At 75.3% G+C, this 22,822-nt stretch carries 20 protein-coding genes and 2 pseudogenes; 14 read left to right on the forward strand and 8 right to left on the reverse strand.

Going from position 1 to position 22,822, the window contains the following annotated elements:
- Positions 1 to 96 precede the first annotated feature (96 nt).
- The 3 genes from AB0G14_RS26010 to AB0G14_RS26020 form a co-directional block, all read right to left on the reverse strand.
- Entirely contained in the window at positions 97 to 1,923 is a 1,827-nt protein-coding gene (locus AB0G14_RS26010) for a long-chain fatty acid--CoA ligase (protein ID WP_357701636.1), read from the reverse strand.
- A gap of 137 nt (positions 1,924 to 2,060) precedes the next feature.
- The gene (locus AB0G14_RS26015; RefSeq protein WP_357701638.1) at positions 2,061 to 3,011 is read right to left on the reverse strand and encodes a terpene synthase; all 951 of its coding nucleotides are present in this window, start codon (positions 3,009 to 3,011) and stop codon (positions 2,061 to 2,063) included.
- A 125-nt stretch (positions 3,012 to 3,136) separates the two neighbouring features.
- A complete protein-coding gene (locus tag AB0G14_RS26020) occupies positions 3,137 to 3,766 on the reverse strand; it encodes a TIGR03085 family metal-binding protein (protein WP_357701640.1) in 630 nt (209 codons plus the stop codon).
- A gap of 146 nt (positions 3,767 to 3,912) precedes the next feature.
- On the opposite strand from AB0G14_RS26020, the gene AB0G14_RS26025 reads away from it, so the two are divergent.
- From AB0G14_RS26025 to AB0G14_RS26035, 3 genes and pseudogenes are all read left to right on the forward strand, one after another.
- Entirely contained in the window at positions 3,913 to 5,793 is a 1,881-nt protein-coding gene (locus AB0G14_RS26025) for an ABC transporter ATP-binding protein (protein WP_357701642.1), read from the forward strand.
- A gap of 100 nt (positions 5,794 to 5,893) precedes the next feature.
- The gene (locus AB0G14_RS26030; protein ID WP_357701704.1) at positions 5,894 to 7,645 is read left to right on the forward strand and encodes an ABC transporter ATP-binding protein; all 1,752 of its coding nucleotides are present in this window, start codon (positions 5,894 to 5,896) and stop codon (positions 7,643 to 7,645) included.
- Positions 7,646 to 7,722: 77 nt separating this feature from the next.
- Positions 7,723 to 8,482: pseudogene (locus tag AB0G14_RS26035) on the forward strand (DUF2470 domain-containing protein).
- Between the two features lie 120 nt (positions 8,483 to 8,602).
- Here AB0G14_RS26035 and AB0G14_RS26040 read toward each other — a convergent pair.
- From AB0G14_RS26040 to AB0G14_RS26050, 3 genes are read right to left on the reverse strand one after another with little or no spacing between them, the layout of a single operon-like run.
- The gene (locus AB0G14_RS26040) at positions 8,603 to 9,211 is read right to left on the reverse strand and encodes a TetR family transcriptional regulator (protein WP_357701644.1); all 609 of its coding nucleotides are present in this window, start codon (positions 9,209 to 9,211) and stop codon (positions 8,603 to 8,605) included.
- A gap of 59 nt (positions 9,212 to 9,270) precedes the next feature.
- Positions 9,271 to 10,026: an ABC transporter permease gene (locus AB0G14_RS26045; RefSeq protein WP_357701646.1), complete on the reverse strand. Its 756-nt coding sequence runs from the start codon at positions 10,024 to 10,026 to the stop codon at positions 9,271 to 9,273.
- The gene (locus AB0G14_RS26050) at positions 10,023 to 10,769 is read right to left on the reverse strand and encodes an ABC transporter ATP-binding protein (RefSeq protein ID WP_357701648.1); all 747 of its coding nucleotides are present in this window, start codon (positions 10,767 to 10,769) and stop codon (positions 10,023 to 10,025) included. The genes AB0G14_RS26045 and AB0G14_RS26050 overlap by 4 nt, the downstream gene beginning before the upstream one ends.
- A 109-nt stretch (positions 10,770 to 10,878) precedes the next feature.
- Here AB0G14_RS26050 and AB0G14_RS26055 point away from each other — a divergent pair, with 109 nt between their 5' ends.
- From AB0G14_RS26055 to AB0G14_RS26080, 6 genes and pseudogenes are all read left to right on the forward strand, one after another.
- Positions 10,879 to 11,265, forward strand: a complete 387-nt coding sequence (locus AB0G14_RS26055) for a MerR family transcriptional regulator (protein ID WP_357701650.1) — start codon at positions 10,879 to 10,881, stop codon at positions 11,263 to 11,265.
- On the forward strand, positions 11,262 to 12,266 hold the full coding sequence (locus AB0G14_RS26060) for an aldo/keto reductase (protein ID WP_357701652.1): 1,005 nt from the start codon (positions 11,262 to 11,264) through the stop codon (positions 12,264 to 12,266). The genes AB0G14_RS26055 and AB0G14_RS26060 overlap by 4 nt, the downstream gene beginning before the upstream one ends.
- Before the next feature lie 159 nt (positions 12,267 to 12,425).
- Positions 12,426 to 13,022 (forward strand): annotated as a pseudogene (locus tag AB0G14_RS26065) (phosphoribosyl-AMP cyclohydrolase); the annotation flags it as partial.
- A gap of 180 nt (positions 13,023 to 13,202) precedes the next feature.
- The gene (gene hisI / locus AB0G14_RS26070) at positions 13,203 to 13,640 is read left to right on the forward strand and encodes a phosphoribosyl-AMP cyclohydrolase (RefSeq protein WP_357456838.1); all 438 of its coding nucleotides are present in this window, start codon (positions 13,203 to 13,205) and stop codon (positions 13,638 to 13,640) included.
- Positions 13,637 to 15,226, forward strand: coding sequence for an anthranilate synthase component I (locus tag AB0G14_RS26075; RefSeq protein ID WP_357701654.1), 1,590 nt, complete (start codon positions 13,637 to 13,639; stop codon positions 15,224 to 15,226). Before hisI ends, AB0G14_RS26075 begins: the two co-directional genes overlap by 4 nt.
- On the forward strand, positions 15,223 to 15,852 hold the full coding sequence (locus AB0G14_RS26080) for a Trp biosynthesis-associated membrane protein (RefSeq protein WP_357701656.1): 630 nt from the start codon (positions 15,223 to 15,225) through the stop codon (positions 15,850 to 15,852). The genes AB0G14_RS26075 and AB0G14_RS26080 overlap by 4 nt, the downstream gene beginning before the upstream one ends.
- Here the strand turns inward: AB0G14_RS26080 and AB0G14_RS26085 are convergent.
- A complete protein-coding gene (locus AB0G14_RS26085; RefSeq protein ID WP_357701658.1) occupies positions 15,845 to 16,102 on the reverse strand; it encodes a hypothetical protein in 258 nt (85 codons plus the stop codon). The genes AB0G14_RS26080 and AB0G14_RS26085 overlap by 8 nt on opposite strands.
- Before the next feature lie 486 nt (positions 16,103 to 16,588).
- Here AB0G14_RS26085 and trpC point away from each other — a divergent pair, with 486 nt between their 5' ends.
- Genes trpC through trpA form a run of 3 tightly spaced genes read left to right on the forward strand, consistent with a single transcriptional unit; the run spans position 16,589 to position 19,475 of the window.
- The gene (gene trpC, locus AB0G14_RS26090; RefSeq protein ID WP_350681602.1) at positions 16,589 to 17,392 is read left to right on the forward strand and encodes an indole-3-glycerol phosphate synthase TrpC; all 804 of its coding nucleotides are present in this window, start codon (positions 16,589 to 16,591) and stop codon (positions 17,390 to 17,392) included.
- 36 nt (positions 17,393 to 17,428) lie between these two features.
- Positions 17,429 to 18,667, forward strand: coding sequence for a tryptophan synthase subunit beta (gene trpB, locus AB0G14_RS26095; protein WP_357701660.1), 1,239 nt, complete (start codon positions 17,429 to 17,431; stop codon positions 18,665 to 18,667).
- Positions 18,668 to 18,671: 4 nt separating this feature from the next.
- A complete protein-coding gene (gene trpA / locus AB0G14_RS26100; protein WP_357701662.1) occupies positions 18,672 to 19,475 on the forward strand; it encodes a tryptophan synthase subunit alpha in 804 nt (267 codons plus the stop codon).
- Positions 19,476 to 19,655: 180 nt separating this feature from the next.
- Here trpA and AB0G14_RS26105 read toward each other — a convergent pair whose 3' ends face one another.
- Positions 19,656 to 20,357, reverse strand: a complete 702-nt coding sequence (locus AB0G14_RS26105) for an NUDIX domain-containing protein (RefSeq protein WP_357701664.1) — start codon at positions 20,355 to 20,357, stop codon at positions 19,656 to 19,658.
- A gap of 101 nt (positions 20,358 to 20,458) precedes the next feature.
- On the opposite strand from AB0G14_RS26105, the gene lgt reads away from it, so the two are divergent.
- On the forward strand, positions 20,459 to 21,616 hold the full coding sequence (lgt, locus tag AB0G14_RS26110) for a prolipoprotein diacylglyceryl transferase (protein ID WP_357701666.1): 1,158 nt from the start codon (positions 20,459 to 20,461) through the stop codon (positions 21,614 to 21,616).
- 13 nt (positions 21,617 to 21,629) lie between these two features.
- Complete coding sequence (locus AB0G14_RS26115; RefSeq protein WP_357701667.1) at positions 21,630 to 22,817, forward strand: NAD(P)/FAD-dependent oxidoreductase; 1,188 nt, start codon at positions 21,630 to 21,632, stop codon at positions 22,815 to 22,817.
- Positions 22,818 to 22,822 lie beyond the last annotated feature (5 nt).

The raw sequence follows: 22,822 nt of genomic DNA on the forward strand, positions 1-22,822 counted from the left end.
CCGACGGCTCGCCGGCGCGCGTCCAGCAGTGGCGCAAGTCCCTGCTGGACCTGAGCCTGAGCACCCGGCCGGGCGCGGGCCGCCGACGCGGCGTGCTCAGAGTTCGGCGAGCGTGCCGGCGTACATCTTCTCGATCTCGGCGGCGAAGTTGCTCTCCACCCCACTGCGCTTGATCTTGAGCGACGGGGTGATCTCGCCGTCCTCGATGGTCAGGTCGCGCGGCAGGATGGCGACCTTCTTGATCGTCTCCCAGCGGTTGAGCTTGGCGTTGAGCTCCGCGACGTAACCCTCGACCATGGCCTGCGCCTCGGGCGAGGCGACGATCTCGGCGTAGTCGCGGCCCTCCAGCGGGGTGCCGGCGGCCCAGCCCCTGATCGCGTCCGGGTCCAGCGTGACCAGCATCGTGCAGTAGTTGCGGGCCTGGCCGATTACCACCGCCTGGGAGGTGTACGGGCAGGTCGCCTTGAACATCCCCTCGATGTGCGAGGGCGCGATGTACTTGCCGCCCGAGGTCTTGACCAGGTCCTTCTTCCGGTCGGTGATCTTCAGGTAGCCCTCGGCGTCCAGCGTGCCGATGTCACCGGTGCGGAAGTAGCCGTCCTCGGTGAACGCGGCGGCGGTCTCCTCGGGCAGGTTGTGGTAGCCGCGCATGACCGGCCGGCCGCGGACGAGGATCTCGCCGTCGGTGTCGATCCGGCACTCCAGGTCGCCCAACGCCTTGCCGACGGTGCCGATCCGCAGCCCGTCCGGCGGGTTGACGAAGTTGCCGGCGCTGGTCTCGGTGAGGCCGTAGCCCTCGGAGATCGGCAGGTTGGCGGCGGCGAAGAAGGTGGCGATCTCCGCGCTGAGCGGGGCGGCGCCCGAGACGAGCACCCGGATCCGGCCGCCGAGGCGGGCCTGGAGCTTGCTGAACACCAGCTTCTCGGCCACCGCGTACTTCAGCCTCAGCCCCGTCGGGACCGGCCTGCCGGCCTGCTCCAGGGCGACCCTCTCCTTGCCGACCCGCACGCCCCAGGCGAAGATCTTCGCCTTCGCGCCGCCGGCGTCCTGGGCCGTGGTGACCGCCTTGTTGTAGACCTTCTCGAAGACCCGCGGCGCGCCGCACATCAGCGTCGGCTTCACCACCGCGAGCAGCTCGACCAGCTTGTCCACCCGCCCGTCGACGTACGTCGGCAGGCCCACGTGGATCACCCCGCAGAGCAGCGTCTTGCCGAACGAGTGGGACAGCGGGAGCCAGAGGTACTGCAGGTCGTTTTCGCGGAGCAGCCCCAGCTCGGCCTGCGCCACGCCCTCCCAGCACCAGCCGCCGTGCAGCAGCTCGACGCCCTTCGGGCGCCCGGTGGTGCCGGAGGTGTAGATCAGGGTGGCCAGGTGGTCGGGGCCGATCCCGGCGACCAGCATCTCGATCAGGTCGGGCTCGGCGGCCAGCGCCCGGGCGCCCTGCTCCTCCAGCTCGGCGAGGGTGAGCTGCGGGACGGCGGCGGACGGGTCGGCCGCGCCGTCGAAGAGCACCACGTGGGTCAGGGCCGGCAGGTCGGCTCCGGCGATCTTGGCGGCCTGGGCCGGGTTCTCGGCGAACAGCACCCGGGAGCCCGAGTCGGCGATGATGTAGGTCGCGTCCTCCGGCTCGGTGGTGGGGTAGACGGTGGTGGTCGCGCCCCCGGCACACATGATGCCGAGGTCGGCGAGCACCCATTCGAGCCGGGTGTTGGCCAGAATCGCCACCGGATCCTCCTGGCCGACGCCGAGCCCGTGCAGGCCGGCGGCGACCGCCTTGGCGCGGCGGGCCACCTGCGCCCAGGTCAACCAGACCGGCCCCGAGTCGTCGGAGGCCGGGTGGGCAAAGGCGTCGCGGTCGGGGGACGCCGCCACGCGCTTGAGGAACATGTCCGGGATGGAGCGGTACGGTACATCGAGAGCCATCGCTGTAGCCGCCTTCGGGGTGGAGGCGTGACGGTCGTCACGTCGGTATTCGTTACCGAAGAGTATTGCCTGCACCCCGGGCGTCGGCCAGCCCCGGTCGATCACGGCTGGGCCACGTCCCGGGACCTGGAACACCCTCAGGCGTACCGGGCGGCCCGCAGCGACCAGTCGTAGGTGGCCCGGATCCAGTTGCGGCGGGCGAGCACCGCCGGTCGCAGGCCCTCGTCGCCGGCGGCCAGCAGCGCCGACTCCGTCGCCAGGTAGGTCGCCAGGGACTCGTTGAACCGGTCGGCCGCCGCCCGCAGGGCCGACGGCTCGTCGCCGCCGGTCCGCCCGGCGGCGATCACGGTCACCAGGTTGTGGCCGTCCGGCTGGGCGAGGTTCTCCTTGCCGTACGAGAAGACGTCGTTGCACCAGCAGACCAGGTCCGCGGCGAGCAGGTCGAGCGTGACCAGCGTGGGCTCGGCGCGGGCGGCCGCCCCCGGCCGACCGCCGGCGGCCAGTTCGGTGAGGGTGAAGCTGGGGTGGACCGCGCCGGTGTGCCGGCGCATCTGGACGTACTCCGCCAGCTCCGGCACCCGGCCGTGCTCGCGGTTCGCGGCCTCCCAGAGCAGCGCCAGCAGGTACTCCCGCACCTGGCTGGTGAAGCGCAGCAGCACTGCCGGCGTCCCGGCGGCGCGCACGCGCCGGCACAGGTCGGCCAGCGCGTCGCCCAGCGGGCCGGTGGCGCCGGCGGGCGCCACCGGGTCGCCGTGCCGGTCCAGCACGTCCAGCAGGGCGGCGACGGTCGGCGCCAGCCGGGTGGGGCCGTCGCCGAGGCCGTCCTCGTCGCAGGCGTCGTCCATCACGAACAGCCAGGAGACCAGGTCGGCGAGCAGGCGCAGCCGGTCGACCGGCCCCTCCGGGCAGGCCCGACCGGCGAGGCCGGCGGCGTCGGCCCGGCGCAGCCGGTGCAGTCGGTGCCCGTTAGCGATCAGGCCGTGGCCGAGCACCCACTCGGTGCTCTCCTGTGCCACCTGATCGGTGGCGTCGTGCCGGCGCGCGGGAAAAGGGGGTTCCCGCAGCGCCGAGAGCGCGAAGGTCCGCATGGCGCCCCCTGTCGCGCCGCCCCCGGGCGGGACGGCGCGGGACAGCGTACGGGAGAGGGGATCGGCGGCGGTCGTTGGGGAGAGGCAACCTGCCGGCGAGGTGGTGACCGCTTCTGTACAGTCCGTCACATGCCCAGGTGGGCGTTGCGCAGCCGGTCGGCCAACGCCGTCGGCCCGTCGACCTGCACCCGGGCCACCCGCTGCCGGCCGGAGAGGAACAGGACCAGCTCGCCGGGCGCCCCGACCACGCGGACGGGCTCGCCGCCCCGGCCGACGGAGAGCGCGCCGTAGCCCGGCGCCTGCACGAAGACGTCGGCCGGGAACCGACGCAGTGCCAGCCGGGCCAGCCCGGCGGCGCGCGTCCACAGTGCCGCCTGGAGCCGGGCCGCCAGGTCGCGCGGAAGCCAGCCCGGGCGGGCGCGGCGCACGTCCTCGTGGTGGATGAAGAACTCCATCGTGTTGGCCAGCTCGTCGGTCACCGGGTTGCTGACCGGGCTCCACACCGGTGGCCGGCGCACCTGCTCGACCAGGCGGGGCCAGGGGCGCGCCGCGATGCGCCGGCGCACCCGCTCGGCGTACCCGCGCAGGGGCCGCAGCAGGATGCCGCCGGCGGCGTCCGGGCGGCGCTCGCGCAGCACCAGGTGGGCGGCGAGGTCGCGGGTCGTCCATCCCTCGTTGACCGTCGGGGCGTCCGGTCCCAGCGTGAGCATCAGGTCGGCGAGCGCCTCGCGCTCCGATCGGGCGTACCGCGGCATGGCATCGATCGTAGGCGCGGACGCCCGGGTCGGCGCGCCGGCGCGGCGGGTCGGCCGTGACGGCGGACATAGCGGCCCGGGGCGGCGGAGCGGGCCCCGACCGGTAAGGATGAGGGAGATAATTGCGGCTTACGGCGGGGGAGAGCGTGGCGAGCAGGACAAGTCGGGACGTGCTCGGTCGGGGGTTGGTCGTCCTCGGGGTGGCCATCCGGGAGCAGCCGCGGATCTTCGCGGTCGCGGTGACCGGCAGCGTGCTCTTCGGCGCCATGACGGTGGCCAGCGCGTACGTGGTGGGCGCGGTGGTCGGCGACGTGGTGGTCCCGGCGATCGAGCGCGGCTCGGTCGGGGTCGGGGCGCTCGCCCTGGCGGCCGTCGCGCTGTTCGGCATCAGCGTGCTGCGGGTGGCCGGCATCTTCGGCCGCCGGCTCGGCGCGGGTTACATGCAGTACCGCCTCCAGGCCGCCTACCGGCGCCGGGTCACCCGGCGCTACCTGGAGCTGCCGCTGTCCTGGCACCACCGCAACGCCACCGGCACCCTGCTGTCCAACGCCAACTCCGACGTCGAGGCCGCCTGGCACCCGATCGCCCCGCTGCCGTTCGCGGTCGGCACCCTGGTGATGCTGGTCGGCGCGGTGGCCTCGCTCTTCGCCACCGACTGGGCGCTGGCCCTGGTCGGCCTGGCGGTCTTCCCGGCGCTCTTCGCGCTCAACGTCGCCTACTCCCGCCGGATGGCCCCCCGCCAGGCGCGGGCGCAGCGGCTGCGCGCCGAGGTCAGCGGCATCGCCCACGAGAGCTTCGACGGCGCCCTGGTGGTCAAGACGATGGGCCGGGAGGCCCAGGAGACGGACCGGTTCGCCGCCCGCGCGGGCGAGCTGCGCGACGCGCTGGTGTCGGTGGGGCGGCTGCGCGGCGTCTTCGACCCCGTGCTGGAGACCCTGCCCAGCCTCGGCACCCTCGCGGTGCTGGTGGTCGGCACGTTCCGGCTCCGGCAGGGCGCGATCAGCGTCACCGAGCTGGTCAGCGTCGCCTTCCTCTTCACCGTGCTGGCCTTCCCCGTCCGGGCCATCGGCTGGGTGCTGGCCGAGCTGCCGCGCAGCGTCGCCGGCTGGGACCGGGTCCGCCGGGTTCTCGACGCCACCGGCGAGATGCCGTACGGCGACACGACGCTCGACCCGGCCGACCCCCGCCCCGCCACCCTCACCTTCGCCGGCGTCCGGTTCGGCTACGAGCCCGCCGAGGCGCACCTGCCCGGCACGGAGGTGCTCGGCGAGGTCTCCTTCACCGTGCCCGCGGGGAAGACCGTCGCCCTGGTCGGGCCGACCGGCGCCGGCAAGTCCACGATCGCCTCGCTGGCCGTGCGGCTGGTCGACCCCCGGGCCGGCACGGTCGCCCTGGACGGGGTGGACGTGCGCCGGCTCACCGCCGCCTCGCTGGCCCGCACCGCCGCGCTGGTCGCCCAGGTGCCGTTCGTCTTCGACGACACGGTGCGGGCCAACATCACCCTGGACCGGCCGGGCATCGGCGACGACGACGTCTGGGCCGCGTTGCGGCTTGCCGAGGCGGACGGCTTCGTCGCCGCACTGCCCGACGGCCTCGACACGAAGGTCGGCGAGCGGGGCACCTCGCTCTCCGGCGGCCAGCGGCAGCGGCTCACCCTGGCCCGCGCGGTGGCCGGCCGGCCACGCCTGCTCGTCCTCGACGACGCGACCAGCGCCGTCGACCCCCGCGTGGAGGCGGCCATCCTGGCCGGGCTGCGGTCCTCCACCGGGGAGCCCGGCGCGCCGGCCGCGTCGATCCTGGTGGTCGCCTACCGGCGGGCCACCATTGCGCTGGCCGACGAGGTGGTCTACCTGGAGCAGGGCCGGGTGGCCGCCCGTGGCACGCACGCCGAGCTGCTCGCCACCGTGCCCGGCTACGCCGACCTGGTCACCGCCTACGAGCAGGCCGAGGTCGACCACGCCAAGGACGAGACGCACGACGAGGTCGCCCCGCTGAGCTCGGGCCTGGAGATCGAGGTGGACCGGTGAGTGCGAGGAGTGCAGCGGAGCGGAGCCCCGCAGTCGCGAACGAAAGGCGGGCCCGGTGAGTGGTAAGGCGCAGGGGGCGACCGAGGCCGACGGGGCCGAGGTGACCGAGACGACCTGGCAGACGCTGCGGCGGGGCCTGGCGCTCTCCCCGGAGCTGCGGGTCGGCCTCGCCGGCACGCTCGGCCTGGCCCTGGCCTACATGGTCGGCCGGGCGGCCGTGCCGGTGGCCGTGCAGCAGGGCATCGACAACGGCATCGTCGGCGGTCTCGACCTGACCGTGGTCTGGACGGTGGTCGCTGCCACCGCCGCCGTGCTGGTGGTGACCACGGTCTGCGGCTACCTGATGATGCGCCGGCTGTTCACGGTCAGCGAGACCGCGCTGGCCAACGTGCGGGTGCGGGCGTTCCGGCACGTGCACGACCTGTCCATGCTGCACCAGCAGTCCGAGCGGCGCGGTTCGCTGGTGTCGCGGGTGACCAGCGACGTCGACCAGATCACCCAGTTCCTCCAGTGGGGCGGCGTGATCCTGGTGATCAACCTCGGCCAACTGGTGGTCACCACGCTGGTGATGCTGGCGTACTCCTGGCAGCTGACCCTGGTCGTCTACGCCGCCTTCCTGCCCGCCGTGCTCGTGATCCGGGTGCTCCAGCGCCGCCTCGCCGGGGCGTACGGGGTGGTCCGGCAGCGCACGGGGGCGCTGCTCGGCGCGATCGGGGAGAGCGTGGTCGGCGCGCCGGTCATCCGGGCGTACGGGATCGCCGGGCGCACCGCGCGCCGGCTCGACGAGGCGATCGACGGCCAGCGGCGGGCGCAGCAGGGGGCGATCAGGATCAGCATCATGGGTAGCTCCGTCGGTGAGCTGGCCGCCGGGCTGGCCCTCGCGGGCGTGGTGGTGCTCGGGGTGACCCTGGGCGCCGACCGCACCCTGAGCGTCGGCGAGGTGACCGCCTTCCTCTTCCTGGTCACCCTCTTCATCCAGCCGGTGCAGATCGCCACGGAGGTGCTCAACGAGGCGCAGAACGCCATCGCCGGCTGGCGCCGGGTGCTGGACGTGCTGGACGTCGCGCCGGACGTCGCCGACCCCGGCGAGCAGGGGCGCGAGCTGCCGCCCGGCCCGCTGGACATCCGCTTCGCGGGGGTGGGCTTCGCCTACCCGGACGGCCCGCCCGTGCTGCACGGGATCGACGTGGAGATCCCGGCGAAGAGCCGGGTGGCGGTGGTCGGCGAGACCGGCAGCGGCAAGACCACGTTCGCCAAGCTGCTGACCCGGCTCATGGACCCGACCGCCGGCCGGGTGCTGCTCTCCGGGGTGCCGCTGGAGCAGGTCCGGTTCGCCTCGCTGCGGTCGCGGGTGGTGATGGTGCCGCAGGACGGCTTCCTCTTCGACGCCACGGTGGCGGAGAACGTCCGCTTCGCCCGCCCCGAGCTGACCGACGAGCAGCTCGCCGCGGCCTTCACGGAGTTGGGTCTGGCTGACTGGCTGGAGGGGCTGCCGGCGGGCCTGCGCACCCCGGTGGGGGAGCGGGGCGAGGCGCTGAGCGTGGGGGAGCGGCAGCTGGTCGCGCTGGCCCGCGCGTACGTGGCCGACCCGGACCTGCTGGTCCTGGACGAGGCGACCAGCGCGGTGGACCCGGCCACCGAGGTGCGGCTGCAACGCACCCTGGACGCGGTGACGCGGGGGCGGACGACGCTCGCCATCGCGCACCGGCTCTCCACGGCGCAGTCCGCGGACGAGGTGATCGTGGTGGACCGGGGCCGGATCGTGCAGCGCGGCCCGCACGACGAACTGGTCCGCGACCCGGAGTCGGTCTACGGCCTGCTCTACGCCTCGTGGCTGGAGCAGACCCGCTGACCCGGTCCCGCTGGACGTCTCCGATCCGGTGCTCTAGTCTCCGGGTTAGGTAAGCCTAACCTAAAGGAGGTCGTGTCATGCGGCCCAGCCCGGCGGAGATCGTCCGTACCCTCGTCGCGGGCCGGTTGCCCGGACATCGCCCATGTCGCGCACCGGCCCGGCCCGCACCAGGTCCGGCACGTGACCGACCCGGACGGGCGGGTGCTGCTGCTGGTGCCGGTGGTCAGCGACCTCGCCGCCGCACTGCGGCCCGCCGACGGCGAGTCCGACGTGGCGTTGGTGCTGGACGTGCTCGACCTGCCGCCCGCCGCGGGCGCGCCGAGCCTCGGCCGGGCCTGGGTCTCCGGGTGGGCGACCCGTCTGGAGGGCGCGGAGGAACGCCGGGCCGCGCTGGACTTCGCGGCGGTCGAGCCGACCGGCGACCTGCTCGACGTCGGCACCCGGTTCCGGCTGCACCGCTTCGAGGTGGTCGAGGCCCGCTGGGAACGCGCCGACGCCGTGCGCCGGATCGACCCCACGGCGTACGCCGAGGCGGAGCCGGACCCCCTGCACGCGGTCGAGGCCGGGCTGCTGGCCGACCTCGCCGAGCACCACGCGGTCGAGGTGGCCGCCTACCTGCGGCGGCAGCTCGGCCTGGCCGACAGCGGCCCGGACGCCCCGCCCCGGGTGGTCCGGATCGACCGGTACGGCCTGCTGGCGGACCACGGCCGGCCCGGCGCCCGCCGGCGGGCCCGCCTGGCGTTCCCGCGCCCGCTCGACGGCGAGGAGGAGCTGGCCCGCCTCCTGCACCCGATGCTCTGCCGCCACGCCGCCTCCCGGCACGCCGACCAGACCTGAGCCCGCCGCGTCACCGGGTCCCGGCGACCAGACCCGAGCCCGCCGCGTCGCCGCGGTCCCGCCGGCCGCGGCTGGCCCGCCGCCGGGTGCCGCTCGGCCGGTCAGGGGTGCCGGCGCGGGTCAGGCGGCGAAGACCTCGGCGAGGTCGCCGGTCAGGTAGCGCTGCACCGTCGGGCCGACCGCCGCGACGAGCGTCTCCGGGGCGGCCGAGGCGACCGGCTCCAGCCGGACCACGTGCCGCATCATGGCCAGCCCGATCATCTGGCTGGCCACCAGCGAGCCCCGCAGCGGCAGCTCGGCCGGGTCGGCGTCGAGCTGGTCGAGGACCTTGCGGAGCACCTGGCTGACCAGGAACTCCCGCAGCAGGCGGGCGGTCCACTCGTTGCTCACCGCCGAGCGCAGCAGGGCCACCCCGGCGATGCCGGCCGGGGAGTCCCAGACGCCGAGGAACGTGCGGACCAGCCGCTCCCCGAGGCCCTCCCGGTCCCCGGCGAGCACCTTCGGCAGCAGCTCGCCCGGGTCGACCGGCGCGTGCATCGCGGCCAGGAAGAGCTGGTCCTTGCTGCCGAAGTAGTGGTGCACCAGCGCCGGGTCCACCTGCGCGGCGGCGGCGATGGCCCGGATCGAGGCCCCGTCGAACCCCCGCTCGGCGAAGGCGGCGCGGGCGGCCCCGAGGATTCCCTCCCGGGTGTCCGGGTTGCCGGGTCGCCGTCCGGTCCGCCGCGCCATCGCCGCCCTTCGCTCTCGTCGTCCACCGCCGGTCCCACCGGGGCGGGTGCCCGGTGGCGTCAGCCGCTGCGCCGCCGCAGGGTGGCCGCGGCGAGCACCAGCGCCAGCGCCGCCGCGCCGGCGACGACCGCCATGTCCCGCCACATGGTGCCGGTCGGCTCGGCGTTCGCGCCCACCTCCTGCAGCGCCTCGACGGCGTAGGACAGCGGCAGCACGTCACTGACCGCCTGCAACCAGCCGGCCATCTCGCCCCGGGGCACGAACAGCCCGCAGAGCAGCAACTGGGGCACCACCACGACCGGCATGAACTGTACGGCCTGGAACTCGGTGCGGGCGAAGGCGCTGCAGAGGAGCCCGAGCGCGACCGCGAGCACCGCGTTCAGCGCGGCGATCATGATCACCAGGCCGCTGCTGCCGGCGGTGTCCAGGTCGAAGACCCCGTACGCGACGGCGGACGCGATGACGGCCTGGACGACCGCGGCCAGCCCGAACGCGATGCCGTAGCCGAAGAGCAGGTCGAGCTTGCCCAGCGGGGTGGTGAGCAGCCGCTCCAGGGTGCCGGTGGTGCGCTCGCGCAGCATCGCGATGCTGGTCACCAGGAACATGATCACGAAGGGGAAGAAGCCGAGCATCACCAGGGCGACCCGGTCGAACGTCGACGGCTGCCCCGGCGGGGCGGGCTGGTCGACGTACATGAAGTAGACCAGGGCGAGCAGCGCCGACGGCACCACCACGAGCAGCGCCACGGTGCGCCGGTCGTGCCGCAGCTGGCGCAGGATGCGGCCGGTGGTGGCGGCCAGGATCCGCGGGTTCACGACGCCTCCCGTCCGGCGGCGCCCGCCGGGCCCGCCTCGCCCGCCCTGATCAGCCGAAGGAACGCCTCGTCCAGGTCGTCGACGCCGGCGGCGGCGCGAATCGCGTCCGGGGTGTCGTCGGCGATCAGCCGCCCCTCGCGGATCAGCAGCAGCCGGTCGCAGCGGGCCGCCTCGTCCATCACGTGGCTGGAGACCAGCAGGCTGGTGCCGGCGGCGGCCATGGCGTGGAACCGGGCCCAGAGGTCGGCCCGCAGGACCGGGTCCTGGCCGACCGTCGGCTCGTCGAGGACGACCAGCTCCGGCTCCCCGACCAGCGCGCAGGCCAGGGACGCGCGGCTGCGCTGCCCGCCGGAGAGGCTGCCGACGAGTTGGCCGGCCGCCCCGGCGAGCCCGACGTCGGCGACCGCCCGGTCGGCGTCGGCCCGGCCCCGGCCGTGCAGGGCGGCGAAGTAGCGCGCGTTCTCCCGGACGGTGAGGTCGGCGTAGACGCTGGGCGCCTGGGTGAGGTAGCCGACCCGGCGGCGCAGCTCCGGCGTTCCGGCGGGGCGCCCGAGCACGGTGACGGAGCCGGCGCCGACCACCTGCACCCCGACGACCGTGCGCATCAGCGTCGTCTTGCCGCTGCCGCTCGGCCCGAGCAGCCCGGTGACCCGGCCGCGCGCCACGGACGCGCTGATGCCGTGCAGCACCCGCCGCCCGCCCCGGTCGACGACCAGGTCACGGACGGCGATCGCCTCGTCCATCGCCCACCACCCCCGGAAACTCAACGACTGTTGAACTCGACGCTAGTTGAGATGTCTCCCGGGGCGCAACGGTTGACTTCGCGTGCACTCGAACTGGAAGCCTGGGGGCGTGGACATCAGCACGCGGGAAACGACCCTCACCGTCGGCGAGGCGGCCGAGCGGGTCGGCCTGACCACCTACACGCTGCGCTGGTACGAGCAGGAGGGGCTGGTCGCCCCGGTCGGGCGGGACTCGGCCGGACGCCGCCGCTACACCGAACGGGACGTCGACTGGCTGTTCCTGCTCACCCGGCTGCGCCGCACCGGCATGCCGGTGCGGGACATGCGCCGCTACGCCGAGCTGGCCCGGCAGGGCGACGCCACCCTGGCGGCCCGGCGGGCGCTCTTCGAGGCGCACCGCGCCCGCGTGCTGAATCGGATGGCCGAGTTGGAGGAGGACCTGAAGGTGCTCGACTACAAGATCGACCACTACCGCCGCGCGGAGCGGTGCTCGTGATCCGCCGGCGACTGGGCGCGGCCGGGCCGGAGGTCTCCGCGATCGGGCTGGGCTGCATGGGGATGAGCTTCGCCTACGGCGGGGCCGACGACGCCGAGTCGACCCGCACCCTGCACCGGGCGCTCGACCTGGGCGTGAACCACCTGGACACCGCCGACATGTACGGCCAGGGCCGCAACGAGGAGCTGCTCTCGCCGGTGGTGCGGGCGCGCCGCGACGAGGTCTTCCTGGCCACCAAGTTCGGCAACCGGGTGCGCGGCGACGCCTCCGGCGGGACCGCCAGCCCCGGGGCGTACGTGGACAGCAGCCCGGCCTGGGCGCGCGCGGCGTGCGACGCCTCCCTGCGCCGGCTCGGGGTGGACGCCATCGACCTGTGGTACCTGCACCGGCGTGACCCGGCCACCCCGATCGAGGACACGGTCGGCGCGATGGCCGAGCAGGTCGCCGCCGGCAAGGTGCGGCTCATCGGCCTGTCCGAGGTCAGCCCGGCGACCCTGCGCGCGGCGCACGCGGTGCACCCGGTGGCCGCGGTGCAGATGGAGTACTCGCTGTTCAGCCGGGACGTCGAGGGCGAGATGCTGGCCACCTGCCGGGAGCTGGGAGTGGCGCTGGTCGCGTACTCGCCGGTGGGGCGGGGGCTGCTGACCGGGACGATCACCAGCCGGGAGCAGCTCGCCGCCGACGACTGGCGCACGGCGGCGCCGCGCTTCGCCGAGGGCAACCTCGACGCCAACCTCAGGCTGGTCGACGAGGTGCGGGCGGTGGCCGACGAGGTCGGCTGCACCCCGGCCCAGGCCGCCCTGGCCTGGCTGCTCGCCCAGGGCGAGGACGTCTTCCCGATCCCGGGCACGCGACGGGCGCACCGGCTGGAGGAGAACGCGGCGGCGGCCGACATCCGGCTCACTCCGACGCAGCGGTCCCGGCTGGGCGAGGCGGTGCCGCCGGGCGCGGTGGCCGGCGAACGGTACCCCGAGGCGTCGATGAGGTTCGTCGGGCATTAGCCTTCGGACCGGACACCGGGTCCGCCATCGGGCATTGCGCACCGATCGGGCGTACGGCACGATGGCGCCGTGGGTCACGCTCCGTCACCGGACGAGGGGTTCCTCCGCGAATGGGCCGCCCGGTTGCGGGCCGGCGCCGAGCAGCCCGTCGTCGGCATCATGCTGCGCGGCAGCCACGCCCGGCGGGCCGCCACCGCGCACAGCGACGTCGACGTCGACGTGCTGCTCGGGGGCGCCCCGTACGCTGCCCGCCGGGCGTACCTGGCGGAGCACGCCGGGCGGCTGACCCACGTCTCCGTGGCCGCCCGCGACGTGCGCTCCTGGCTGAGCCGGCTCGGCGAGCCGGCCGACTGGGCGTTCGGGCTGCCGGTGACGGCGCCGGCCCGGCTGCTCTGGGCGGATCCGCACTGGCGGGTCCGGATCGACCTGCCGGTGCTCTGCCAGCCGGCCGGCGAGCCGCAGTTGGAGGAGCTGATCGCCACCCTCGGCAAGGTGGCCGGCGCGCGGGACGCCGACGACCACCTCGGCGTCCGGCTGGCCGCCGCCGACCTGGCCCGGCTCTGTCCGTCCGTGCTGCGGCCGGCCAACCCGACGGTCCGGGTGGCGTCCCGCCGGGCGGCCTTCGCCGCCGCCCTCGACCTGCCGGTGGCGCCGCCGAACTACCGGGAGGACATGCTGCTCTGCCTCGGGCTGCGCCCCGGCTCGGTCGGGCAGGTCTGTGCCGCCGCGGCCCGCCTGGTCGCCGGCGCCCTGCCGCTGATCCGCCCGTACGCCGCCGAGATCGCCGAGGTCGCCGGCGCGGACCTGGCCGACGCCCTGGTCGACGGCCGGCTGGACCGCTACGTCGACCAGCTGACCCGGCCCGCCGGCCGGCCGCCGCGCCCCCGGCGGGAGCCCTCGCCGGTGCCCGCCCCGCGTGCGGGACAATGGGTCACTGTGCCCGTACCTGACGCGCCGGTGACCGGCGCCCACCCCAGCCCGCAGGAGCCCGCGGCCGGCGGCCCGGCCCGTGCGTCCCGGCTCGACCCGGCCATCGCCGCCCGGCTGCGCCGCACCCCCGACGGCCTGGTGGCCGCGGTGGTCCGCCAGCACGACTCCGGCGAGGTGCTGATGGTCGCCTGGATGGACGACGAGGCGCTGCACCGCACCCTGACCACCGGGCGGGCCACCTACTGGTCGCGCAGCCGCCAGGAGTACTGGGTGAAGGGCGCCACCTCCGGGCACCACCAGTACGTCCGCTCGGTCGCCCTGGACTGCGACGGCGACGCGCTGCTGGTCGACGTCGACCAGGTCGGCGCGGCCTGCCACACCGGGCACCGCACCTGCTTCTTCACGGAGCTGCCGGTCAGCGGGGAAGAGGCGGGGGCCCGATGACGGCGCGGCGGGAGACCCCCGGCGGCGGGTCCCGGACCGACGGTGCGGTCAGCCCGGACGTGGCCTCCTTCACCGAGCTGGCCGCCCGCTGGCGCGTCGTCCCGGTCACCCGGCGGCTGCTCGCCGACGCGGAGACGCCGGTCGGCGTCTACCGCAAGCTGGCCGGCGGTCCGGGAACGTTCCTGCTGGAGTCCGCCGAGCAGGGCGTCGGCTCGGCCGGGCTGGCCTGGTCGCGGTACTCGTTCATCGGCGTACGCAGCAGCGCCACGCTGACCGAGCGGGACGGCGTGGCGACGTGGACGGGGCAGCCCCCGGCCGGCGTGCCCACCTCCGGCGACCCGGTCCGGGTGCTGCGCGAGACCGTCGACGCGCTCGCCGGCCCGGCCTGGGACGCGGCCAGCGGCATGCCGCCGCTGACCGGGGGCATGGTCGGCTACCTCGGCTACGAGCTGATCCGCCGGTTCGAGCGGCTGCCCGAGCTGGCCGAGGACGACCTGGGCCTGCCCGAGCTGGGCATGATGCTCGCCGCCGACCTGGTGGTGCTGGACCACTACGACGGCTCGGCGATCCTGGTCGCCAACGCGATCCTGCCGCCGCTGGACGAGCCGGACCGCGAGGCCCGGGTCGCGGCCGCGTACCACCACGCGGTCGGCCGGCTCGACGCGATGACCACCGCCCTGTCCCGGCCCATCCCGCCGATGGTGTCCACCGTCGACCGGCCGCCCGCCGGGGAGGTGCGCAGCCGCACGCCCGAGGGTGGTTACCCGAAGGCGGTGGAGGCGGCTAAGGAGGCGATCCGGGCCGGCGAGTGCTTCCAGATCGTGCTGGCGCAGCGGTTCGAGCGGCAGACGCACGCCGACCCGCTGGACGTCTACCGGGTGCTGCGCACGACGAACCCCAGCCCGTACATGTACCTGCTGCGCTTCGACGGCTTCGACATCGTCGGCTCCTCCCCGGAGGCGCACCTGAAGGTGACCGCCGACGCGGAGGGGCAGCGGCGGGCGCTGCTGCACCCGATCGCCGGCACCCGGCCGCGCGGCGCCACCCCGGAGGCCGACGCCCGGCTCGCCGCGGAGCTGCTCACCGACCCCAAGGAGCGGGCCGAGCACGTGATGCTGGTCGACCTGGGCCGCAACGACCTGGGCCGGGTGTGCCGTCCGGGCACCGTGGAGGTGCCGGAGTTCGCCACCATCGAGCGCTACAGCCACGTCATGCACATCGTCTCGACCGTCGTCGGCACGCTGCGGGACGACCGCACGGCCTTCGACGCGCTCGCCGCGACCTTCCCCGCCGGCACGCTCTCCGGCGCGCCGAAGGTGCGGGCGATGGAGATCATCGAGGAGCTGGAGCCCGTCCGCCGCGGCCTCTACGGCGGCACCGTCGGCTACTTCGGCTTCGGTGGGGACCTGGACATGGCGATCGCCATCCGCACCGCGCTGATGCGCGACGGCCGGGCGTACGTGCAGGCCGGGGCGGGGGTGGTGGCCGACTCGGACCCGGCCGCCGAGGACCAGGAGACCCGGAACAAGGCCGCGGCGGTGCTCGCCGCGATCGCCGCCGCCGAGACCCTCCGGCCCGCCCGATGACGGCGGCGCAGCCGCGCGGCCACGAGCCGGGGACCGCCGCGCCGGCCGAGGCCGAGGAACGCGCGCGGGCGGTCGCGGGCCGGCGGGAGCTGACGTACGCGGTGCTGCTCTGCGTGGCCGGCGCGGGACTCGCGTTCTGGGCGTCGACCCGTACCTGGGCGGTCGAACTGACCGCCCGGCCCACCCCGCTGCCGCCGGTACGCGACGCGCGCACGGGCGCGGGCCTGCTGCCGTGGCTGCCGGCGCTGGCCCTGGTGGGGCTGGCCGGGGGCGGTGCGGTGCTCGCCACCCGGGGCCGGCTGCGGCGGCTGCTGGGCGCGCTGCTGTGCGGGCTCGGCGCGGCGGTGGCGGCCGGCGGCGGCTACGGCCTGGTCGCCGGGTTCGACGGTGAGGTCAGCCGGCACTGGCCGGCGCTCTGCCTGGTCGGCGGGGTGCTCGCCGCGGCGGGCGGGTTGCTGACGGCGCTGCGGGGCCGGCGGTGGCCGGCGATGGGCGCCCGCTACGAGCGGCCGGCCCGGGGCGGCGGCGCGCCGGCCGCCCGGGGCGAGGACGGCCGCGTCACCGGCCGGCGCACGACGGAGGCGTGGGACGCGCTGGACCGCGGCGAGGATCCGACGGTCAGCTGACGGGCTGGCGGTCGCGGGCGGCGGCCCGGGCGGCCGTCAGCTCCGCCACCAGGCGGTCCAGCTCGGCCCGCTGGTCCGCGCGGGCCCGGTCGGCGCAGACGGCCTCCCAGGCGTTGCCGCGCGCGGTCCGCATCCGGGCCTCGCCGACCACCGCGCGCTCCACGGTGTGGACCACGCCGACGGCGAGCGACGCGACGGTACGCGAGATGGTCGTCAGTCCGATGGTCTGGTTGGGCTCGACAGTGCTCATGATCACCCCGCACGGAGATCGTTGGTGTCGGTGGGGCAGGCGCGACATCGAGTCTGCCCGAGAGAGATGCTGGCTGGCTCACGTTTCGCCGTGGTGACCGACACGTCAACTCTCCGTCCGGCCCGCGACCAGGGAAAGGGCCGTTCGCCCTTGAGCTAGGTCACAGGGGGCCGGCGTCCCGCGGTGGCCGCGCCGGGCGGCCGGGCGCGGGAGCGGATAGGATCGGGCCGATGTCTCGCGCGGTGGGGCGACGAGGCGGGGGTGGCGATCGTCGATGAGTGCGGTCGCCCTGAGTGACGTCCCGTTCACCGGAAGTCGGCCATTATGCCGCAGCCCATCTCGTGAGGCACGCCATACCCCCGGCACCCGTCGCCAGGTGGCGCCCCCTAGCATCGGCCCATGACACCCGGAGAGGGGAGTCCGTTGGTGACTGCTGAGCATGCGCACGCGGAGGGGGACGAGGCCGGTCCGGCGGCGTCCCTAGGCGTGCTCGACGAGATCCTGGCCGGCGTGCGTGAGGACGTCGCCCGGCGACAGGAGCAGGTTCCGCTGGAGCGGATCCGCGAACTGGCCGCCGCCGCGCCGCCGCCGCTGGACGCGTACGCGGCCCTGCGCAAGCCGGGCGTCGCGGTGATCGCCGAGGTGAAGCGCTCCTCGCCGTCCAAGGGGCGGCTGGCGGAGATCGCCGACCCGGCCGACCTGGCCGGTGACTACGCCGCCGGCGGCGCGCGGGCGATCAGCGTGCTCACCGAGGGACGCTGGTTCGGCGGCTCGCTCGACGACCTGGCCGCCGTCCGCGCCGCCGTCAACATCCCGGTGCTGCGCAAGGACTTCGTGGTCTCCAGCTACCAGGTGCACGAGGCCCGGGCGCACGGCGCCGACCTGGTGCTGCTGATCGTCGCCGCCCTGGAGCAGAACGCCCTCGTCGGCCTGCTGGAGCGGATCGAGTCGCTCGGCATGACCGCGCTCGTCGAGGTGCACGACGAGGAGGAGGCCGACCGGGCGCTGGAGGCCGGCGCCCAGGTCATCGGGGTCAACGCTCGCAACCTGCGTACCCTTGAGGTCGACCGCTCGGTGTTCGAGCGGATCGCGCCCGGCCTGCCCAGCAGCGTCGTCAAGATCGCCGAGTCGGGGGTGCGTGGTCCGCACGACCTCATCCGGTACGCCTCGGCGGGCGCCGACGCGGTCCTGGTCGGCGAGGGACTGGTCACCCAGAAGAGCCCCCGCGAGGCGGTGGCCGAGCTGGTCAACGCCGGCAACCACCCGGCCACGCCCCGCCCGGTGCGCTGATCCCGCGCCGGTTCGCCAGCACCGAGAGGAGAATCCATGAGCGCCGACGCGCTGGCCGCCCCGGCCGGTCCGCAGCCCGACTCCGCCGGTCACTTCGGCCGGTTCGGGGGCCGCTTCGTACCGGAGGCACTGGTCGCGGCGCTCGACGAGCTGGACGCCGCGCACCGCACGGCGATGGCCGACGAGTCGTTCCGAGCGGAGTTCGGCGCCCTGCTGCGCGACTACGCCGGCACGCCCTCGCTGCTCTACGCGGCCCAGCGGTTCTCCGCCAAGGCCGGCGCGCGGGTGCTGCTCAAGCGGGAGGACCTCAACCACACCGGGGCGCACAAGGTGCGCAACGTGCTCGGCCAGGCGCTGCTGACCAAGCGGATGGGCAAGACCCGGGTGATCGCGGAGACCGGCGCCGGCCAGCACGGCGTGGCCACGGCCACCGCCGCCGCCCTGTTCGACCTCGACTGCGTGGTCTACATGGGCCAGGTCGACACCGAGCGGCAGGCGCTCAACGTGGCGCGGATGCGCATGCTCGGCGCCACCGTCGTCCCGGTCACCAACGGCTCGCGCACCCTCAAGGACGCGATGAACGAGGCGATGCGGGACTGGGTCGCCAACGTCGACGAGACCCACTACCTGATCGGTACGGCTGCCGGGCCGCACCCGTTCCCGGCGATGGTCCGCGACTTCGTCCGGGGCATCGGCGACGAGGCGCGCCAGCAGTGCCTCGACCTGACCGGTGCCCTGCCGGACGCGGTCACCGCCTGCGTCGGCGGCGGCTCCAACGCGCTGGGCATCTTCCACGCCTTCGTCGGCGACCCCGACGTGCGGCTCTACGGCTTCGAGGCCGGCGGCGACGGGGTGGAGACCGGGCGGCACGCGGCCAGCATCACCGGTGGCTCCGCCGGCGTGCTGCACGGCACCCGCACGTACGTCCTCCAGGACGCCGACGGCCAGACCTGCGAGTCGCACTCGATCTCCGCCGGGCTGGACTACCCCGGCGTCGGGCCGGAGCACGCCTGGCTGCACGACACCGGCCGGGCCAGCTACGTGCCCGTCACCGACGACGAGGCGATGGCCGCGTTCGAGCTGCTCTGCCGGACGGAGGGCATCATCCCGGCGATCGAGAGCGCGCACGCGCTCGCCGGCACCCTCAAGATCGCCCCGAAGCTCGCCGCCGAGCTGGGCCGGGAGCCCACCGTCGTGGTCAACCTGTCCGGCCGGGGCGACAAGGACGTCCACACGGCCGGCAACTACTTCGGCATCCTCGACAAGGAGCAGTGAGAACGTGAGCCGGATCGGGGTGGCGTTCGACAAGGCGCGCGCCGACGGGCGGGCGGTGCTGGTCGGCTGCATGCCGGCCGGGTTTCCGACCGTCGAGGGCAGCATCGCCGCGATGACCGCGATGGTCGAGGCCGGCGTCGACGTGATCGAGGTGGAGATCCCGTACTCCGACCCGGTGATGGACGGCCCGGTGATCCAGAAGGCCAGCGACATCGCCCTCGCCGGCGGCGTACGCACTGCCGACACGCTGCGCATCATCGAGGCGGTCGCGGCCACCGGGGCGCCCGTGGTCACCATGACCTACTGGAACCCGGTCGAGCGCTACGGCGTGGACGCCTTCGCCCGGGACCTCGCCTCGGCCGGGGGCACCGGCCTGGTCACCCCGGACCTGATCCCGGAGGAGGCCGGCGAGTGGCTCGCCGCCTCGGACGCGTACGGACTGGACCGCACCTTCCTGGTGTCGCCCTCCTCGACCGACGCGCGGCTGGCGATGACCGTGGCGCACTGCCGGGGCTTCGTCTACGCCACCGCGATCATGGGCGTCACCGGCGCCCGGGCGAAGATCTCCGACGCGGCGCCGGTCCTGGTCTCCCGGGTGCGGGAGGTCACCGACCTGCCGGTCGGCGTCGGGCTGGGCGTCGGCACGGGCGCACAGGCCGGCACGGTCGCCGGGTACGCCGACGGCGTCATCGTCGGCAGCGCCCTGATCCGCTGCCTGCTCGACGCCCCGGACGAGGCGTCCGGCCTGGCCGCCCTCCGCACCCTCAGCGCCGAACTCGCCCAGGGCGTCCGCACCCCCACCCCCTGACCCACTCCCTCCCTCCCTCCCTCCCTCCCTCGCCCTTCCTCCCGCCCGCCGTCCGTCGCCCGCGATCTTGCACTTTGTGCCCGCGTAATGCGCGGACTGCCCCCTTTGTCCGGGCGGAAAGTGCAAGATCGCGGGCGAGGGCCGGGGGCGGGGACGCGTAGGGGGCGCGCGGGGAGTTGGTTAGTGGCGGGTGGGCGTGGGTGGATTGGCCCGCTGGCCCGGCGGGTGTCCGGCCGGGGGTGCGATCGTGCTCGGAGTGGTGTCCGTTTCAGCCGCAGTATCCGGTGCGAGGCTGTTTGGTGCGGGGGCGGACTGCGCGGGATCGGTCGGCACGGAGTCGGTCGGCGCGGGGGTGGGTGGTGTGCAGGTGGGTGGTGCGGGGGTGGACGGCGTGGCGGTGTGCAGGACGCCGGAGCGGCCCGCCAGCGCGTCGGCGAGCGCGGCCCGGGTGGTCGGCGTGAGCGCCTCCGGCAGAGCCGTGGGGTCGTGCCAGGACGACCGGCAGCCGCCCATCGGTTCGCCGGTCGGCCCCGGCCCCCGGACGCGCGCCCGGAAGACGTGCACCAGGACGTCGGGCAGCGGCCCGGCGCGACCGGCCGACGACGCGACCCGGCCCGCCGACGAGGCCGGAGCGGCGGGGCTCGTCGGCGCCGGGGCGCACGCGCCGGCCAGGTGGTAGAGGCCGACCAGGTCCACGACCTCGACCTCCCAGCCCGTCTCGGCCCGGATGTCGCGCATCGCGGCGTGCATCGGGCTCTCCGCCGGACGTAGCCGGCCGCCCGGGAGCCCGTAGCGTCGCTCGCCCCGGCCCTGGCGGCAGAGCAGCACCCGGCCGGCGTCGTCGGTGACGACCGCCGCGACCGCCCAGGTGAGAGCGCTCATGGACAAAGAGCCTACGGGGGCGCAAACCAGAAGTCACCGGGATCGGGCGACGGTGGACCGGGGTGCCGCCGGAGGGGCCCACGGCGGTAGCGTGTGCATCCGTGACTCTCGCCTCGCTGTCCCCCCAGGCGGCCCTTCCCAGCCCCAGCACCGCCGTGTGGCAGCTCGGACCGGTGCCGGTCCGGGCGTACGCGCTGTGCATCATCGTCGGCATCGTGGTGGCCTGCTGGGTCACCGAACGGCGGCTGCGCCAGCGCGGCGTGGCCCCCGGCGCGGTCCTCGACATCGCGGTCTGGGCGGTGCCGGCCGGCATCATCGGCGCCCGGATCTACCACGTGATCACCTCGCCGGAAAAGTACTTCGGCACCGGCGGCGACCCGCTGAAGGCGTTCGCCATCTGGGAGGGCGGTCTCGGCATCTGGGGCGCGGTGGCCGGCGGCGCGGTCGGCGCCTGGATCGCCGCCCGTCAGCTCGGCATCCCGTTCGCGGTGGTCGCCGACGCGCTGGCCCCCGGCCTGCCGCTGGCCCAGGCGATCGGCCGGCTCGGCAACTGGTTCAACAACGAGCTGTACGGCGGCCGGACCACCCTGCCGTGGGGCCTGGAGATCCACCGGATGGATCCGGACAACCCCGGCCAGGCGCTGCGGGACGACGCCAGCCGGCCGATCCTCGAGCCGGGGCTCTACCACCCGACGTTCGCGTACGAACTGCTGTGGAACATCGGCGTCGCCGCGCTGGTCTTCGTCCTCGACCGCAAGCTGCGCCTCGGCCGGGGGCGGGCGTTCGCCCTCTACGTGATGGGCTACACCGCCGGGCGGTTCTGGATCGAGCTGATGCGCACCGACGAGGCGAACACCATCCTCGGCGTACGCCTGAACGTCTGGACCGCCGGCCTGGTGTTCCTCGGCGCCCTGGTCTACTTCCTGCGGGTGCGCGGGCCCCGCGAGTACCTCGTTCCGGTCGGCGCCGCCGCGACGCCGCCCGTGCCCGCCGACTCCGACGTCTCGCAGGTCGACCTCTCCGCCGCCGAGGCGGGGGCGAAGCCCGCCGCGCCGGAGGGCTACCGGGTGGTCGGCGAGGAGCAGTACCGGCGCTGGCGGGAGACCGGCGAGTTGCCCGCCACGACCGGCGAGGAGACGGCGACCGGGAAGGACGCCGCGAGCGCTGGCGACGGGTCCGCCGAGCCGGACGGCGACGAGGAGAGCTCGGAGGACCGGGCGGGGGCTGCCGGCTCCCGGCCCGCCGACCGCGACAGCTGAGGGGGAGCACCACATGCGTAGCGCGGTGGTGGTGGGGGCCGGCATCGGCGGCCTCGCGGTCGCCGGCGCGCTGGCGCGCTCCGGGTGGCGGGTCACCCTGCTGGAGCGCGCCGACCGGGTCCGCCCCGAGCCGACCGCCGTGGCGCTCTGGCCCAACGGCGTACGCGCGCTGCGCGCCCTCGGTCTCGGCGCCGGCCTGGAGGCGATCGCCACGCCGCTGCCCGACGCCGGGGTACGCCGCCCGGACGGGCACTGGTTGGTGCAGCCCCGGCCGACCCCCGCCGACCGGATGCCGGTGGTGGTGCACCGGGAGGACCTGCACGACGCGCTGATCGCCGGGCTGGGCGACGAGGTCGAGCTGCGCACCGGGGTGACGGTGCGGACGGTCCGCGCCGAGCCCGGCCAACGCCCGTCGGTCGGCGACGGCCGGCACACCGTCGAGGCGGACCTGGTGGTCGCCGCGGACGGCACCGACAGCGAGATCCGCCGGCAGCTCGCCCCGGAGTCCGGGGTGGTCAGCTCGGGCTGCGCCGCGTGGCGGGCGGTGATCCCCTGGTACCGCGCCCCGAAGCTGCCCGCCGACCGGCCCGTCGGCGGCGAGGTGCTCGGCGCCGGGTACCGGTTCGTGTCCGCCTCGCTGGGTGAGCGCGGATCCTCCGGCGCCTCCAGCCGGGGCGGCATCTACTGGGTGGCCACGGCCGCCGGGGCGCCCCGCCCGGAACCGCCGGAGACCCAGCTGGCCCTGCTGCGCCGCTGGTACGCGGGCTGGCCCGCGCCGATCGCCGAGCTGCTCGACGCCACCGACCCGGCGGACCTGGTGCAGCAGGAGATCCGCGAGCTGCGACCGCTGCCCAGGTCGTACGGCTTCCCGGCCGGCCCGGGCGGGGTGGTGCTGCTCGGCGACGCCGCGCACGCCATGCCGCCGCACCTCGGCCAGGGCGCCTGCCTCGCCTTCGAGGACGCGGCGACCCTCGCCTCGCTGCTGCGCGAGTCCCGGCTGCCCGACGCCGTGGTTGCGTACGACCGGGTGCGCCGGCCCCGCGCGGCGACGGTGGTCCGGCAGACCCGCCGGATGTCGGCGGTGCTGAAGGCCCGGGGCCCGCTGGCGCTGCGCGCCCGCGACGCCGCCCTCGGCACGATCACGCCCCGTCTGCTCTCCACGGCCGCCACCACGGCCGCCCAGTGGCGCCCCCCGACCTGACCCGC

Source organism: Micromonospora sp. NPDC023814, from assembly GCF_040639595.1.
Classification (GTDB): Bacteria; Actinomycetota; Actinomycetes; order Mycobacteriales; family Micromonosporaceae; genus Micromonospora.

Bases quoted from the DNA above. Each gene is read 5' to 3' on its own strand.
- AB0G14_RS26010 (WP_357701636.1), bottom strand. From the start codon at position 1,923: ATGGCTCTCGATGTACCGTACCGCTCCATCCCGGACATGTTCCTCAAG.
- AB0G14_RS26015 (WP_357701638.1), bottom strand. From the start codon at position 3,011: ATGCGGACCTTCGCGCTCTCGGCGCTGCGGGAACCCCCTTTTCCCGCG.
- AB0G14_RS26020 (WP_357701640.1), bottom strand. From the start codon at position 3,766: ATGCCGCGGTACGCCCGATCGGAGCGCGAGGCGCTCGCCGACCTGATG.
- AB0G14_RS26040 (WP_357701644.1), bottom strand. From the start codon at position 9,211: ATGGCGCGGCGGACCGGACGGCGACCCGGCAACCCGGACACCCGGGAG.
- AB0G14_RS26050 (WP_357701648.1), bottom strand. From the start codon at position 10,769: ATGGACGAGGCGATCGCCGTCCGTGACCTGGTCGTCGACCGGGGCGGG.
- AB0G14_RS26075 (WP_357701654.1), top strand. From the start codon at position 13,637: ATGACGGCGCGGCGGGAGACCCCCGGCGGCGGGTCCCGGACCGACGGT.
- AB0G14_RS26080 (WP_357701656.1), top strand. From the start codon at position 15,223: ATGACGGCGGCGCAGCCGCGCGGCCACGAGCCGGGGACCGCCGCGCCG.
- AB0G14_RS26085 (WP_357701658.1), bottom strand. From the start codon at position 16,102: ATGAGCACTGTCGAGCCCAACCAGACCATCGGACTGACGACCATCTCG.
- trpB (WP_357701660.1), top strand. From the start codon at position 17,429: ATGAGCGCCGACGCGCTGGCCGCCCCGGCCGGTCCGCAGCCCGACTCC.
- AB0G14_RS26105 (WP_357701664.1), bottom strand. From the start codon at position 20,357: ATGAGCGCTCTCACCTGGGCGGTCGCGGCGGTCGTCACCGACGACGCC.
- AB0G14_RS26115 (WP_357701667.1), top strand. From the start codon at position 21,630: ATGCGTAGCGCGGTGGTGGTGGGGGCCGGCATCGGCGGCCTCGCGGTC.